This window comes from Isoptericola cucumis (genome assembly GCF_014635665.1).
In the GTDB taxonomy this organism is placed as follows: domain Bacteria; phylum Actinomycetota; class Actinomycetes; order Actinomycetales; family Cellulomonadaceae; genus Isoptericola; species Isoptericola cucumis.
In genome coordinates, this window is record NZ_BMDG01000011.1 from 100,249 (window position 1) to 115,109 (window position 14,861).

General features: G+C 75.0%; 12 protein-coding genes. 11 read left to right on the forward strand and 1 reads right to left on the reverse strand.

The window, feature by feature from the left end; translation table 11 throughout:
* The first annotated feature begins 11 nt into the window (after nt 1–11).
* Nucleotides 12–1,520, forward strand: a complete 1,509-nt coding sequence (locus IEW03_RS15720; protein ID WP_188524640.1) for a hypothetical protein — start codon at nt 12–14, stop codon at nt 1,518–1,520.
* Nucleotides 1,521–2,516: 996 nt separating this feature from the next.
* Here the strand turns inward: IEW03_RS15720 and IEW03_RS20680 are convergent.
* Complete coding sequence (locus IEW03_RS20680) at nt 2,517–3,053, reverse strand: SET domain-containing protein (protein WP_371870635.1); 537 nt, start codon at nt 3,051–3,053, stop codon at nt 2,517–2,519.
* 68 nt (nt 3,054–3,121) lie between these two features.
* On the opposite strand from IEW03_RS20680, the gene IEW03_RS15730 reads away from it, so the two are divergent.
* The 10 genes from IEW03_RS15730 to IEW03_RS15775 all read left to right on the forward strand — a co-directional run bounded on the left by IEW03_RS15730 (nt 3,122) and on the right by IEW03_RS15775 (nt 14,726).
* On the forward strand, nt 3,122–4,039 hold the full coding sequence (locus IEW03_RS15730) for a LysR family transcriptional regulator (protein ID WP_188524642.1): 918 nt from the start codon (nt 3,122–3,124) through the stop codon (nt 4,037–4,039).
* Nucleotides 4,040–4,188: 149 nt separating this feature from the next.
* The gene (locus IEW03_RS15735) at nt 4,189–5,727 is read left to right on the forward strand and encodes a sodium/proline symporter (protein ID WP_188524643.1); all 1,539 of its coding nucleotides are present in this window, start codon (nt 4,189–4,191) and stop codon (nt 5,725–5,727) included.
* A gap of 50 nt (nt 5,728–5,777) precedes the next feature.
* Nucleotides 5,778–6,557 carry an enoyl-CoA hydratase/isomerase family protein gene (locus tag IEW03_RS15740; RefSeq protein WP_188524644.1) on the forward strand — a complete coding sequence of 260 codons (780 nt, stop codon included), beginning with the start codon at nt 5,778–5,780 and terminating at the stop codon, nt 6,555–6,557.
* Nucleotides 6,554–8,131 (forward strand): AMP-binding protein, encoded by a 1,578-nt coding sequence (locus IEW03_RS15745; RefSeq protein WP_188524645.1) that lies wholly within the window; start codon nt 6,554–6,556, stop codon nt 8,129–8,131. Before IEW03_RS15740 ends, IEW03_RS15745 begins: the two co-directional genes overlap by 4 nt.
* A gap of 75 nt (nt 8,132–8,206) precedes the next feature.
* Complete coding sequence (locus IEW03_RS15750; protein WP_188524646.1) at nt 8,207–8,905, forward strand: GntR family transcriptional regulator; 699 nt, start codon at nt 8,207–8,209, stop codon at nt 8,903–8,905.
* A gap of 105 nt (nt 8,906–9,010) precedes the next feature.
* Nucleotides 9,011–10,339 carry an MFS transporter gene (locus tag IEW03_RS15755; RefSeq protein ID WP_188524647.1) on the forward strand — a complete coding sequence of 443 codons (1,329 nt, stop codon included), beginning with the start codon at nt 9,011–9,013 and terminating at the stop codon, nt 10,337–10,339.
* On the forward strand, nt 10,336–11,259 hold the full coding sequence (locus IEW03_RS15760; RefSeq protein WP_188524648.1) for an ornithine cyclodeaminase family protein: 924 nt from the start codon (nt 10,336–10,338) through the stop codon (nt 11,257–11,259). The genes IEW03_RS15755 and IEW03_RS15760 overlap by 4 nt, the downstream gene beginning before the upstream one ends.
* A gap of 104 nt (nt 11,260–11,363) precedes the next feature.
* On the forward strand, nt 11,364–12,164 hold the full coding sequence (locus IEW03_RS15765) for an alpha/beta fold hydrolase (protein ID WP_188524649.1): 801 nt from the start codon (nt 11,364–11,366) through the stop codon (nt 12,162–12,164).
* Between the two features lie 85 nt (nt 12,165–12,249).
* The gene (locus tag IEW03_RS15770) at nt 12,250–13,212 is read left to right on the forward strand and encodes a diguanylate cyclase domain-containing protein (RefSeq protein ID WP_188524650.1); all 963 of its coding nucleotides are present in this window, start codon (nt 12,250–12,252) and stop codon (nt 13,210–13,212) included.
* Between the two features lie 203 nt (nt 13,213–13,415).
* Nucleotides 13,416–14,726, forward strand: a complete 1,311-nt coding sequence (locus IEW03_RS15775; RefSeq protein ID WP_229738244.1) for a glycoside hydrolase family 125 protein — start codon at nt 13,416–13,418, stop codon at nt 14,724–14,726.
* Nucleotides 14,727–14,861: the final 135 nt, after the last annotated feature.

A 14,861-nucleotide genomic window follows, 5' to 3' on the forward strand; every position in this document is an offset into this window, starting at 1 on the left:
AGGACGATTTCGTGGCAGAGCTTCAGCACGCGGCCGGCCAGGTCGGCCCGGTCGCCGGCCTCGACGGCAGCGCGATGGGACGACGCGCCGTCCGCCGCGGTCGGGCGCGCCGGGGGGCGCTGGCAGGCGCGGCGGCGCTCGCCGCGGTGGGTGCGGTCGTGGGCGCGGGCCTCCTCACGGACGGCCCGGCGGCGATCAGCCCCGCCGCCTCCGACGTGCCGGAGGGCTGGACCCCCGTCGCCGTCGGGGGCGTCCGGCTCGCGCTGCCGCCCGGGCTCGAACCGGGCGCCGACGGCGTCTGGGAGGGCACCCAGGACGAGGGCCGGCAGGACTTCGTGCAGGTCCAGCCCGCGGACGACGGGACACCGCTCGCACCACCCGGGTCAGGGCTCACGCCTGCCGCGGTCGACGTCCCGGGCGCCGAGTCGGCGCAGTACGTCACCGAGACGTCCGACGACCCGGCCGTGGCGCAGGACTTCACCGGGACGCTGCATGTCCACCTGGGATCCGGCGCCGTGGTGCAGGTCGTCGTGGTCTGGGGCGAGGCCGACGAGGGCGAGGACACCTTCGCCGAGCTGGTCGGCACGGTCTCCGTCGACGACGACTCCCCCGCCCTGCCGGCGCCCGACGCGGTCCCGGAGCTCCAGCCGCTCGCGGGGTACGTCCGGGAGGTCCCGGACGGCTGGCGGGAGGCCGAGCTCACCGGCCTGGGCTACGCGTTCCCCGCCGGCTGGCTCGAGGACCGGTCACCGGCCGGCGTGTTCCCGGCCGGCTCCACGGTCCGCGCGACGAGCGCCGACGGCGCGTCCCGCCTGTCGGTCACCCGGGCGGCCGACTCCGCGGGCTGGCCCGCGTCGATCGCGCCGTCGAGCTCGCACCCGGCGTCCACCTTCCCCCTCGACGGCGCGGACGTGGTGCAGGTCGAGACCCGGACCGCGGACAGGGCGCGCACCGTCACGGCGAAGGTGCGGCGCGAGGGCGGGCGCGGGTACCTCGTCACGGTCGAGACCCCGGGGACGGCCGCCGGCCGCACGCTGGCGCTGCAGGTGCTGGGCACCCTCGGGTTCGTCGCGGGGTCCGAGGAGGTGCCCGGCCCCGACGAGCTCCCGCAGCTTCCGACGGCGGCGGTCCCGCGGGACTGGACCGAGGCGCGGTCGGGCGGGCTGCGGCTCTCCGTCCCGCCCGCCTGGACGGCCGGGTCCACGGCCGGCGCCGCGGTCTGGACGTCCGGTCCGGAAGCCGGCCGTGCACAGGAGACGGTCCGGGTCTCGCGCGGGACGGTCGTGGACGGTGTCGCGCCGGCTCCGTCCGGGTACCGCCACGACGTGCCGGGCGCGGACCGGGTCGTCGTCGAGGTGGGCGAGCGCGCCGGGCGGGGGGACGCCGTGCAGTTCGTGGGCACGGTGGAGCTCTCCCGCGGCGACCAGATGGTGGTGGTCGAGTACGCGGGTCCCCAGGGCGGCGACGCGGGCGAGCGGTTCGGCATGATCGTGCGGTCGCTCGCCCTGACGGGCGGCTGACACCCGGCTGACACCCGGCTGACACCCGGCGGGCCGGTGCACCAGGTGCGCCGGCCCGCCGTCGCGTGCGAAAACGCTGGTGGGCGGAGGCGTCGCGCGTCACGATGGTGCGCACCATGGACACGGTCGAGATCGCGTGCGACGAGTCCGGCTTCTCCGGGACGAACCTCCTGGACCCGCGCTCGCCGGTGATCGCGCACGGGAGCGTCGACCTCACTCCGGCCGAGGCGGCCGAGGTGCTCGCCGTCCTGCGGTCCCGGTTCGGCCACCGCCGGACGGCGGAGCACAAGGCCCACCTGCTGCTGCGGCCGGGTCAGCTGCCCGCGCTCGAGTGGTTCCTGGCCGAGCTGGACGGGCGGGCGCACGTGCACGTCGTCGACAAGCGCGCCTTCGTGGCCGCCCGGGTGGTCGAGCTGTTCGCCCACGAGCCGTCGTACACGGACGGGACGCGGCTGGGCCGGGACCACCGCGCGGCCGTCGCCGCGCTGCGCCCGCGGACGGACCTGCTCGAGGCGTTCGTCGCGCTCACGCACCTCAAGCACCGGCGGCTGGTGGACCCGGTCGCCGTCGACCGCTTCCTCGGGGCGGTGCCGGACGACGTGCCGGACGACGTGCCGGAGCTGCGCGCCGTGACGAGGTCGCGCGTCGAGGCCGTGCTGGCACGGCTGGTCGACGGCGACCCGGCGATCCCGCCGCCGCTCGAACCGCTGGTGCCCGCGGTCGCGGAGACCGTGCTGGCGTGGAGCGCCGGACGCCGGTCGGTCGCCGTGGTGCACGACGAGCAGAGCGCCCTCACCCCGCAGCGCACGGCCCGGCTGGCGGCGAGCCTCGCGCAGGCGGTCGCCCCGGCGCCGCCGCCCCTGCTCGGCGTGCGGCAGGTCGACTCGCGGCACGACCCGCGCGTGCAGGTCGCCGACCTCCTGGCCGGCGCGGCCCGGCAGGACGCCACCCGGCAGGACGCCACGCGGACGGCGTCCGGAGCGACGCCGCCGGCCGTCACCGCGGGAGCGTCCCGGCGATCCGCCGACGGAGCACGGGGACCCAGTGGTCCCCGTACGCCCGCTGGAGCTCCGGCAGCCGCCAGTCGCGACCCGTCACCCGGCCCCGGCAGCGCGGCGACCCGCACCGGCAGTCCAGGACGAAGCCCGGGTCGTCCGTGATGGTGGCGTAGTCGAGGGTGAGCTCCTCCCCCGCGGCGACGTCGCGCCGGGCGACGAGCGTGTACGGGTCGGCCCACCACGTCGTGGGCTCGCAGCCGTGGTTGCCGGCGTGCAAGGGGTCGCCCTCCGGCAGGACCAGGTTCACGGCCTCGCCGACCGAGACCGTGTCGACGTAGGTGCCCGACGTCGCCGCCGCGCGGAAGAGGTCCGCCAGGCCGGCGTCCGACACGAGCCGGCCGCCGAACCGGGCGACGAGCTCGCCCGACAGGATCTGGTCGCGGGCGAACAGGCCCTCGCCGTCGATGTCCGACCGGCCCACCAGGGCGCGCGGGCTGAGCCAGGTGTCGGGTCGTGGAGCAGGAAAGGCCGTCACGGTGCCGACGATGCCGCGCGTCGGCCGGCCCCGGCAAGGGCGTCCGCCCGTAGCCCTATCCTCCTCGGATGGCCCTCGACCCCACCACGCTCCGGACCCTCGGAGCCGCGATCCGGCAGGGCTCGTTCGCGGCCGCGGGCCGGGAGCTCGGCTACACGGCGTCCGCGGTGTCCCAGCAGATGTCCGGGCTCGAGCGGTCGTTGGGCCTGCAGCTCTTCGAGCGGCACGCCCGCAGCGTCGTGCCGACGGAGGCGGCGCAGTACCTGTACGAGCGCTCCGAGGACCTGCTGGGGCTGGTCGACCAGCTCGAGGCCGACGTCGCGCGGCTCGCCGCGGGGCAGGCCGGCCGGCTGCGCATCGGGAGCTTCGCGTCGGCGGGCGGGCCGATCGTGGCCCAGGTGATCGCGCGGTTCCTGGTCCGTCGCCGTGACGTCGAGATCTCGCTCGACGAGGGGGAACCGCACGAGCTGTTCCCTCGCGTGCTCGACGGCGACCTCGACGTCGCGCTCGGCTTCCGGTACGACCTGGTGCCGACGCGGTGGCCCCCGGACGTGGTGCTCACGGAGCTGATGGTCGAGGACCTGTACGTCGTCGCGCCCCGCCGCCACCGGCTGGCGCACGCACGGTCCGTCGGCTTCGGCGACCTGGCGCCCGAACGGTGGATCGCGAACCGCGAGGACACGGCCGCCAGCCGCTGCCTCGTGGCCCTCGCCGAGGAGGAGGGCTTCAGCCCGCGCATCGCCTTCCGGAGCAACAGCTTCGGGACGGTCCGCGGGTTCGTGGCCGCCGGGCTCGGCGTCGCGCTGCTCCCCGGGCTGGCGCACGAGCCGGACGACGACGAGATCGTGACGCTGCCCGTGTCGCGGCCGCTGCCGCGACGCCGGATCGTCGCCGCGACGCGCCGCGTGCACGACAACCCGCTGACGGACGCGTTCCTCGCGGCGATCCGCCAGGTGACGGCAGGGCTGTCGGCGAGCGACCGCTGACTGCCGCCCCGCGTCGTCCGTAAGCAGTGCTGGCGTCGAGGGCGCCCAGGTCTGGTCGAAAGCCCCTGTCGCCGGCCCGCGGCGGGTCAGCAGACTCGACCTCAATCGATGGCGATGCAGCAGCGGTGCTGCGGGACGGGGATGCTCGGATGGACAGCAGCACCACACCTTCGGTCGTCGCGTTCGTGCTCTATCTGGTCGTGATGCTGGGCATCGGCGTGTGGTTCATGCGACAGAACGACAGCGTCGCGGACTTCGCCATCGGCGGGCGCCGGCTCGGGACCTTCACGGCGACGCTCAGCGCGAAGGCGACGGACTCGAGCTCCTGGGTGTTCCTGGGGCTGCCCGGCGCCTTCTACGTCAGCGGCATGCAGAACGTCTGGATGATCGTCGGCCTCACCGTCGGCTTCTACGTCAGCTGGCGCCTCGTCGCCGGCCGGCTGCGCGAGCACTCCGAGCTCGGCTTCGACTGGCGCAGCGGCCGGCGGTCCGAGTCCGTGACCCTGCCCGCCTACCTCGCCAACCGGTTCCACAGCGACTCGCTGCGCCTCGTGTCCGCCGTCTTCATCATGGTGTTCTACGTCGTGTACCTGGGGTCCGGCCTGGTCGCGACGGGCCTGATGTTCGGCCAGGTCTTCGGCGTCTCCAACACGACCGGCATCCTCATCGGAGCCGGCGTCGTGATGGTCTACTCCTGCCTCGGCGGGTTCCTCGCCTCCAGCTACACGGACGTCGTGCAGGGGATCCTGATGTTCGTGAGCCTGGCCGTCGTCTCGGTCGTGGCGCTCGTGAACGTCGGCGGCCCGGCGGCGCTCGCCCAGGGCGTCGCCGACGCGAACCCCGACCTGGCGTCCCCGTTCGTCGAGGTCGCGCTCGAGGGCGGCGAGTGGGTGTCGGGCAGCTCCGTCGCCGTCGTCGCGATCGTCTCCGCGCTGGCGTGGGGCCTCGGCTACTTCGGGCAGCCGCACATCCTGGCGCGCTTCATGGGGCTGCGGACGTCGGAGTCGACGAAGAGCGCCCGGCGGCTCGGCGTGTTCCTGTCGGTCACGCTGCTCGGCTTCGCGGGTGTCATCGGCATGCTCGCCGTCGTCACCTTCGGCCCCGGCCTCGACAACCCCGAGAACGCGTACGCGGCGCTCGTCGACGCGCTCCTGCCGTCGTGGATGGTCGGCATCTTCCTCGCCGGCATCCTCGCCGCGATCATGAGCACCGCCGACTCCCAGCTCGTCGTGGCCGCCACCACGCTCTCGGAGGACTTCTACCGCGCGTTCGTGAACCGCGCCGCGACGGACCGGACGCTCGTGTGGATCAGCCGGGTCACGGTGATCCTCGTGTCGGCCGTCGCCGTGGCGATCGCCCTGCGCGGGGGCACCGTCCTCGGCCTCGTGTCCTACGCCTGGGCCGGGTTCGGCGCCGCCTTCGGTCCCGTCGTCCTGGCGGCCCTGTACTCCCGGCGCACGACCTGGGTCGGGGCGCTCGCCGGGATGCTCGCCGGCGGGATCACCGTCGTCGTCTACCCGCTCGTCGACACGATCGGGCTGTACGAGCTCGTGCCCGGCTTCGCCGCCGGACTGCTCGGCGTCTGGGTCGGCAACCGGCTCGGACCGGCGCCGTCGGAGCAGGTCAGGGCGCAGTACGACGCCGTCCGGGTCCCGGCCCCGCACGCCGAGCGCGTCCCCGCCGCGTGAGCGGGACGACACACAGACAGCACACCCACCAGCAGCACACAGGAGGATCGATGGGACAGGTACGCACCGAGGTGGTCGACGGCTGCGGCATCGTCACGCTGGACAACCCGCAGGCGCTCAACGCGTGGAGCCAGGACATGCAGCGCGCGGTCGGGACGGCGGTGGCCACGTTCGCCGCGGACCCCGAGGTCCGCTCGGTCGTGCTGACCGGGGCCGGAGACCGTGCCTTCTGCTCCGGGCAGGACCTCAAGGAGCTGGCCGGCTTCGGCGTCGACGACGTCGCGACCTGGCTCGACACGTTCCAGGACGTCTACGAGACGATCCTGTCCTGCCCGAAGCCGGTCGTGGCCGCGCTCAACGGGGTGGCGGCCGGGTCCGGCTACCAGCTCTCCCTCCTGTGCGACCTGCGCGTCGCCCACGAGGGCGTCCGGATGGGACAGCCCGAGGTGAAGTCCGGCATCCCCAGCATCACCGGCATGTACCTGACGTGGCAGTCGCTCGGGCACGCGAAGACGGCGGAGCTGATGCTCACCGGACGCCTCGTGGACGCGCAGGAGGCACGCGACCTGGGCCTGGTCACGGAGATCGTCCCGGCGTCGCAGGTGCTCGCGCGGGCCATGGAGCGGGCCGCCGAGCTCGCCGCGCAGCCGAGCCACGCCTTCCAGCTCACCAAGCAGCACCTCTTCGAGACCCTGCGCCCGGGGCTCCGGGCGGCGTTCGCGGCCGCCCTCGACATCGACAAGGCGGCCTACGCCGAGGGCGAGCCGCAGGGCACGGCCCAGAAGTTCCTGTCCCGCGGGCGGGACGCGGCCACGACCCCCGCGTCATGAGCGTGACGACCACGCAGGTCATCGCCGGCCGGGACGTCGCCGAGGAGCTCGCGGCCCTCGCGGCGCACCGGCCGGACCGCCTCTACGCCGTCGCGGGCGGACGCCGCGTCACGGTCGCCGACCTCGACGCCGCGGTCGACCGGGTGTGCGAGGTGCTGGCGGACGCCGGGATCGGCCAGGACGCGCGCGTCGCCGTCGCGCTGCCGAACACGGTCGAGCACGTCGCGACGGTCTTCGCCCTCCTGCGCCGCGGTGCGCTCTGGGTGCCGCTGAACCCGCGGCTGAAGGGGGCTCCGCTCGCCCACCTGCTGCGCGACTCCGGCGCGACGCACCTGGTGGCCCAGGACGGCGCCGACGTGGTCGGCGCCGTCGCGGCGGTGTGGCAGGAGGAGCACGGCGCGGGCCTGGACGACGGCGCGGTCCTCGCCGTCGACGACGCGTCGCCGGTGGCCGCCGAGGCCGGCGGTGCCGGCGGGCGTCCCGGCACGGTGACGCGGCTGCAGCGCCTGCCCGGCGCACCGGGCGGGGCGGTGCCCGGTACGAGCCTGCTCCTCTACACGTCGGGGACGACCGGCCCGCCCAAGGGCGTCCGGGTGAGCCAGTCGATGCTGCGGGCGGCGGCCGTCGGGGCGCTCGAGGTCACCCGAGCCCGCGCCGGCGACGTGCTGTACGTGTGGGAACCGATCTTCCACGTCGGCGGCGCGCAGACCCTGCTGATGCCGCTCTACGAGGACGTGTCGCTCGCGCTGGCGCGCCGCTTCAGCGCGTCCGGGTTCTGGGCGGACGTCGTGGCGACGGGCGCGACGCACGTCCACTACCTCGGCGGCATCCTGCAGATCCTGCTCCAGCGCCCCGCCTCGGAGCTGGAGCGCCGGCACCGCGTCCGCGTGGCCTGGGGCGCCGGCGCGACGCCGGCCATCGGGGAGGAGGCCCGCCGCCGGTTCGGGTTCGCCGTGCACGAGTGCTACGGCATGACCGAGACGTCCAGCATCGTCACCGTCAACCCGGACGGCCCGGACCAGGGTGTCGGGCGCCCGCTGCCGTGGTTCGAGGTCCGCGCCGGGGACGGGGCCGGCGGTCCCGGGGAGATCCTCGTGCGGGCCGCCGTCCCCGGGCTGCTCACCCCCGGCTACCTGGGCAACCCGGAGGCCTCGGCGGCGGCGCGCGACGGCGACTGGTTCCGCACGGGCGACACGGGCCTCCTGGACGCCGACGGGAACCTGCACTTCCACGGCCGGGCGAGCGACAGCGTCCGGGTCAGGGGCGAGAACGTGTCCGCCTGGCAGGTCGAGGACGTCTACGGTCGGCACCCCGACGTCGACCGGTGCGCCGTCGTCGGCGTGGCGGCGGACGTCGGCGAGCAGGAGATGCTGCTGCTGGTCGTCCTGCGCGACGGTGCCCGCACCGACCTCCGGTCGGTCGTCTCCTGGGGTGCCGACCAGCTCGCCCCGTTCCAGGTGCCGCGGTACGTCCGTGCGCTCGACGGCCTGCCGCTGACGCCCAGCCAGCGCGTGGCGAAGCACGAGCTCCCGCGCGGCCTCGACGGTGCCGTCGACTGCGCGGCGGGAGGCTGACGGCGCAGGTCGCGCTGTGTTCCCGGCGCACGTGACATCCTGGCGTCGGCGGCACCACCGAGCACAGGAGCACAGATGAGCACCGGGACCCGTGGCCGGGGGTCGGCACCGATCCTCGGCACCCTCGAGGCCCACGGCAGCATCCGGTCCCGGGTGCGGGAGACGTTGCGCGAGGCGATGGTGGCCGGCGAGCTCGAGCCCGGCGCCGTCTACTCCGCGCCGGTGCTGGCCCAGCGGCTCGGCGTGTCCGCCACGCCGGTGCGCGAGGCGATGATGGAGCTGACGCAGGAGGGCCTGGTCGAGACGATCCGGCAGCGGGGCTACCGCGTCGTCGGGCTGAGCGACCGCGCGCTGGACGAGATCCTGCAGCTCCGGGAGCTCATCGAGGTGCCGACGGTGGGCCGGGTCGCGGCCCTCGCGACGCCCGAGCAGGTACGGGCGCTGCGCCCGCTCGCGGACCGGATCGATGAGACCGCCTCGGCGGGCGAGCTGCAGGAGTTCGTCGCGGCCGACACGGCCTTCCACACCGAGGTGCTCGCGATAGCCGGCAACGCGCGGCTGGTCGAGGAGGTGCGCCGGCTGCGCGGGATGTCGCGGCTGCTCGGCCTCCAGACGCTGCACGAGGAAGGCCGCCTGGTCGCCACGATCCGCGACCACCACGACCTGCTCGACCTGCTCGACGCCGCGGACGTCGGCGGCGCGGAGTCGTGGATGCGCCGGCACCTGGCTCACGTGCGCGGCATCTGGTCGGGCAGGACCGCCGGCGGCAACTGAGGGATCGGTCCCCTGAAGCCCTTGCGTCCGCGATTGGTGCAATTGTACGTTGCACCGCACAGACACCGAGGCCGGCGACGCTGCCGGCCGGATGGGAGCAGGCGCGTGACCTCGCAACAGTCCACGATCGGCAGGCCGGCCACGAACCTGCGGGTCCTCGTCGGCAGCCTCTCCGGCAGCGCGATCGAATGGTTCGACTTCTTCCTGTACGCGACGGCCGCGGCCCTCATCTTCGACAAGCAGTTCTTCCCGAGCGACGACCCGGCCGTCTCGCTGATGCTGTCCTACCTGTCGCTCTCCCTGACGTTCTTCATCCGCCCGTTCGGCGGCATCGTCTTCTCGCACATCGGCGACAAGATCGGGCGCAAGAAGACGCTGGTCATCACGCTCTCGCTGATGGGCGGCGCGACGGTCGCGATCGGCCTGCTGCCGACGTACGCCCAGGTCGGCGTCCTCGCGCCCGTCCTGCTGATCCTGTGCCGCGTCGTCCAGGGGCTCGCGATCGGCGGCGAGTGGGGCGGCGCGCTGCTGCTCGCCTACGAGTACGCGCCGGAGCACCGCCGGGGCTTCTTCGGCTCCGTGCCGCAGACCGGCGTGACGATCGGCATGCTGCTGTCCACGATCGCGTTCGGCCTCGTCAGCACCCTCCCCGCCGACGCGTTCTCGTCCTGGGGCTGGCGCCTGCCGTTCATCGCCTCGGTGGTGCTGGTCTTCGTCGGCCTGTGGATCCGCAAGGGCCTGGCCGAGACGCCGGCCTTCCGGGAGGCGAAGGCCCGCGGCGACGTCGCGAAGCTCCCGATCAAGGACACCCTGCGCGACCACTGGCGCTCGGTGCTCGTCGCCGTCGGGGCCAAGGTCGTCGAGACCGGGCCGTTCTACATCTTCGCCACGTTCGTCGTCAGCTACGCGACCGGGACGCTCGACATCCGCCAGTCCGTCGTCCTCAACGCCGTGAGCGCGGGCGCCCTCGTCAGCACGCTGGCGATCCTGTGGATGGGCACGGTCTCCGACCGGCTGGGCCGCCCCCGGGTCTTCCTCGCAGGGTCCGTGCTCATCGCCCTGTTCGCCGCCCCCTTCTTCCTCCTGCTCGACCTGCGGGTCGACTGGGCCGTCTACGCGGCCGTCGTCATCGGCCTCGGCGTGGTGTGGCCCCCGGTCACCGCGACGCTCGGCACCCTCATGTCCGAGACCTTCACGACCCGCGTCCGCTACACCGGCGTGACGCTCGGCTACCAGATCGGCGCGGCGCTGGCCGGCGGCACCGCCCCGCTGCTCGCGACCTGGTTGCTGGCACGGTTCGACGGCGCCTGGTGGCCGATCGCCGTGTACCTGGTGGTGCTCGCCGCCGTGGCGATCGCCGCCGTGTCGCTGTCGGGCCGGGTGGTGCGCTCCGAGCGGGCGAAGATCGAGGCGCGCGAGGGGGTGGTCGTGTGAGCGGGCTGCCCTTCGTCGACGCCGCCGAGGTCCGCCGGCGCATCTCCCCCGACCGTGCCCGGCGGCTGGTCGAGCAGGCCCTGCGGTCGGGGTTCGACCCCGCGGACGACCCGGCACGGGTGCCGGTCGACGCGGGCGCCGGGCACTTGCTGCTGATGCCGTCGGGGATCGGCGACTGGGTGGGCGTCAAGCTCGCCTCCGTCGCGCCGGGCAACCCCGCCCGCGGGCTGCCGCGCATCCAGGCGGTCTATCTCCTCCTCGACGCGGAGACCCTCACCCCGCGGCTGCTGGTCGACGGGTCGAGCCTCACCGAGCTGCGGACCCCGGCGACGTCCGCGGTCGCCGCCGACCACCTCGCCGCACCCGACGCGCGCCGCCTGGTCGTCTTCGGGTCCGGACCGCAGGCGGTCGAGCACGCGGTCGCGATGTCCGCGGTCCGAGACCTGGACGACGTGGCGCTCGCCGGCCGGAGCCCCGACCGGCTGACGGCCGCCGTCGCCGGCCTGCAGGACCGCGGGATCGACGCGCGCGCCGTCGACGGCGCCGAGCAGGTGGCCGCCGCCGTGGCCGGCGCGGACATCGTCGTGTGCGCGACGTCGGCCGGCGAGCCGGTCTTCGACGGCACCCTGGTGCGCGACGGCGTGTGCGTCGTGGCGATCGGCTCGCACGAGCCGGACCGGCGGGAGCTGGACGAGGGCCTGATGGGCCGCTCCCTGGTGGTCGTGGAGGACCGGGCGACCGCGATGCGCGAGTGCGGCGACGTCGTGCTCGCCGTCGACGCGGGCGTGCTCACCACCGACGACCTGGTGCCGTTGGCCGACGTCGTCAACGGGCGGGCCCGCGTCACCGACAGGCCGAACGTCTTCAAGGGCTCCGGCATGTCCTGGCAGGACCTGGCCGTCGCGGTGGGCGTCGTCTGACGCCTGCCGGGGGTGCCGCCCCCGGCGCCCGGTGAGCGCGCGCGGGGGGAGGAGCGAGCGCCACCCTCTCGCGCCGCCCTCGGTCGCGCCCCAGCATGGGTGCCATGGACCTCCACCTCACCTCGGGTGACGGCACGCCGCTCGTCGCGCGCCGGTCGCCCGGGACCGGCGTGCCCGTCGTCCTCGTCCACGGGTCCGGCGGCGGGCTCCACAGCTGGGACCCGGTGGTCGCGCACCTGCCCGACGACGTCGAGACGTGGACGTACGCGCGCCGCGGGTTCGCGCCGAGCGGGCCGTGCACGTCGCCGAAGACCTTCGACGACGACGCCGACGACCTCGCGGCCGTCGTGGCGGCCGCCGGCGGGCACGCGCACGTGCTCGGCGGCTCGTACGGCGCGACCGTCGCCCTGCACCACGCGCTCGCGCACCCCGGCGGCGTCGCGACGTTGTCGGTGTTCGAGCCGCCGCTCTTCGCCGCCGGCCCGCGGCTCGTCCCCGTGCTCGGCGAGTACCGGGCGCTGGCCGACGCCGACCGGCCGTCGCAGGCCGCGCTGCTGTTCGCCCGCGACGTGGCACGTCTGCCCGAGGACCTCGTCGCCGCGGCGCCCCCCGCCGCCGACGGGCCGCCGAGCGACGAGGCGCGCGCCGAGATGGTCGGCAACCTGCACGACCTGGAGGCGATGGCGGCCGACGACGGCGACCTGGGGCGATGGGCCGGCATCGACGTCCCGGTGACGCTCCTGGAGGGCGCCGAGACGTGGTCCCCGATGCCGGAGACGATGGACGCCCTCGCGATGGTGCTGGCGCGGGTGCGGCGCGTCCGGTGGCCCGGGCAGTCGCACTTCGCGGCGTTCACCGCGCCGGAGCTCGTCGCCGCCGCACTCCTGGAGACGGTGCGGGGCTGACCGGCGGGCGAACGACGGGCGAACGCTGGGCGAACATCGTCCGACCCCGCCCGACCAGGGGTGCACGGGTGGCCATACTGCCGCTGTGTACGACGAGATCGCCTCCATGGCCAGGCACATCGCACCCCGCGGCGGCACCGGGCTCGCGGGCGTCGTCGGCGACCTGGCGCAGCCGGTGATGGTGGTCGGCTCGGCGGTGCCCGTGGGACAGCTCGAGGTGATGTTCCGGCGGCCGGACGTCGCCTGCGTGGCCGTGCAGGACGACGCGGGCTCCGACGCCGTCGGCCTCGTGACGCGGGCGGGCCTCGCCGCCGCCCTGACCGGGCGCCTCGGCTACGGGCGCGCGGTCCTGGAACGGCGTCCCGCCGCGTCCGTCACCGACTGGTCGCCGCTCGTCGTCGACCCGGGGACGCCGGTGTCGCAGGTCGCGACGCAGGCCATGGCCCGCGCGGGCGCGCGGCGCTACGACGACGTCCTCGTCCGCGGCCCGTTCTGGGGCAGCGCCACCACCGCGGACGTCATGCGCTCGCTGGTCAGCGCCCTCGCGGACCGCTCGACCCACGACCCGCACACCCGGCTGCCGACGCGGGCCGCGACCTGGCAGTCGCTGGCGCACCGGTGCGACCTGGTGCGCGGTGGCCGCACGCGCGTCGTGCTCGTGCTGCTCGACGTGCGCGGCATGACCGCGCTGAACTCCGCGCACGGTCACGACGCCGGGGACGTGGTCCTGGCGGAGCTCGCCGGACGGCTCACCGCGGCGCTGCCCCGCGGCTGCGAGGCGGGCCGGGTCGACGGCGACCGGTTCGCCGTCCTCGCCACGCTCCCCGCGCTCGACGACGTCGACGCCGCGGCCTCCGCGGACGCGCTCCGCCAGCACGTCGTGTCGCACCTCGCGGAGCCGTCCGGGCAGGTCGCGCCGGCCGTGTGGCCGGCGCTGCACTCCGCCGTCGTGTGGTCGGTGGCGGGCGCCGCCGACGCCGACGAGCTGGTCTCCGGCGCCGAGCGGCGGCTGCGCCGCGCGGGCGCGCCGCTCGCCGCCGCCTCCTGACCGCCCGTTCGTCGCGCCGACGCACGTTCGTCGGCACCACCGCTCTTCGTCCCCACCGCCCATCGGGCCCGCCGCCCGGGTCGTCGTCCGACGCCCGGGCCGTTCGCCTGCCCGGGCTCCCCAGGAGCCGGCACGCATGCTAAGTTCCCGCCATTCGATATATACAAACGATGGAGAGTGGCTGGATGTTGTCGAGTGCCCCTGTGACCGTGGACGACCGCGTCCTCGCCGACGTGACCGTCGAGGTGGCGGACGCCCTCGGCGAGCAGGCCGCGGAGATCTTCGCCGAGGCGATGCGCCGCACCCTGCGCGACGCCGTGGTGCCGGACGACGACGGGACGGTGTTCGTCCTGACCGGCGACATCCCGGCGATGTGGCTGCGGGACTCCGCCGCGCAGCTGCGCCCGTACCTCGCGCTGCTGGGCCGCGACCCCGGCCTGGGCGACACGGTGGCCGCCCTCGTGCGGCGCCAGAGCCGGCAGATCCTCGACGACCCGTACGCGAATGCCTTCAACCGCGGGCCGGACGGCGCGGGGCACCAGGGCGACGAGACCGCCATGACCCCCGGGGTCTGGGAGCGCAAGTACGAGGTCGACTCCCTCGCGTTCCCGCTGCAGCTCGCCCACCAGCTCTGGCGGGCCACCGCACGCACCGACCACCTCGACGACGCCTTCCGCGCCGCCGCGGACCTCGTCATCACGACGCTGCGGACCGAGCAGGACCACGACGCCCGCTCGACGTACCGCTTCCGGCGGAGCGACTGCCCGCCCAGCGACACCCTCGAGAACGACGGCCACGGGACGCCCGTCGCCGTCACCGGGATGACGTGGAGCGCCTTCCGCCCCAGCGACGACGCGTGCGCCTACCACTACAACGTGCCCGGCAACCTGTTCGCGGCGGCGGCCCTGCGCGACCTCGCCGACCTGGCCCGCGGACCGCTGGGTGACGAGGCCCTCGCCGCCCGGGCCGCGGAGCTCGCGGACGAGCTCGACGCCGCGACGCGACGGCACGGCGTCGTCGAGCACCCGACGCACGGCCGGATCTACGCCTACGAGGTCGACGGCCTCGGCCGGCACCTGCTCATGGACGACTCCAACATGCCGAGCCTGCTGTCGCTGCCGCTGACGGGCGGCACCGCGCTCGACGACCCGCTGTACGCCGCGACCCGCGCCTTCGTCCTCTCCGACGACAACCCGATGTATGTGCGGGGCGCGACCGGCGACGGCCTCGGCAGCCCGCACACGCCCCCGCGGTACGTCTGGCCGATCGCGGCCGCCGTCCGCGGCCTGACCTCGACCGACGCCGAGGAGAAGCGCGACATCGTCGCCGCGCTGTGCTCCGTGAACGCCACCCGGGGGCGGATGTGCGAGGCGTACCACGTGGACCACCCCGACCGGTTCACCCGGGAGTGGTTCAGCTGGGCGGACTCGATGTTCTGCGAGCTCGTGCTCGACCTCGTCGGGTACCACGTCCCCGGGGCACCCGGGGCTGAAGTGTCCGGGCACGCCGCATAGGCGGACGTGCGGATCGGCAAAGGAGGCGATCTGAACCATGACGGTGACGACGGCGGCAACGGCGCCGCCGGGCAGGGACGCGGCGAGCGCGCCCCCGCCCCACGAATCACGCGGACCCTCACGGCAGTGGCGGAT

Coding starts and splice junctions, on each gene's coding strand:
- IEW03_RS15730 (WP_188524642.1), top strand. CDS start 3,122: ATGGCCCTCGACCCCACCACGCTCCGGACCCTCGGAGCCGCGATCCGG.
- IEW03_RS15765 (WP_188524649.1), top strand. CDS start 11,364: ATGGACCTCCACCTCACCTCGGGTGACGGCACGCCGCTCGTCGCGCGC.
- IEW03_RS15745 (WP_188524645.1), top strand. CDS start 6,554: ATGAGCGTGACGACCACGCAGGTCATCGCCGGCCGGGACGTCGCCGAG.
- IEW03_RS15735 (WP_188524643.1), top strand. CDS start 4,189: ATGGACAGCAGCACCACACCTTCGGTCGTCGCGTTCGTGCTCTATCTG.
- IEW03_RS15750 (WP_188524646.1), top strand. CDS start 8,207: ATGAGCACCGGGACCCGTGGCCGGGGGTCGGCACCGATCCTCGGCACC.
- IEW03_RS15740 (WP_188524644.1), top strand. CDS start 5,778: ATGGGACAGGTACGCACCGAGGTGGTCGACGGCTGCGGCATCGTCACG.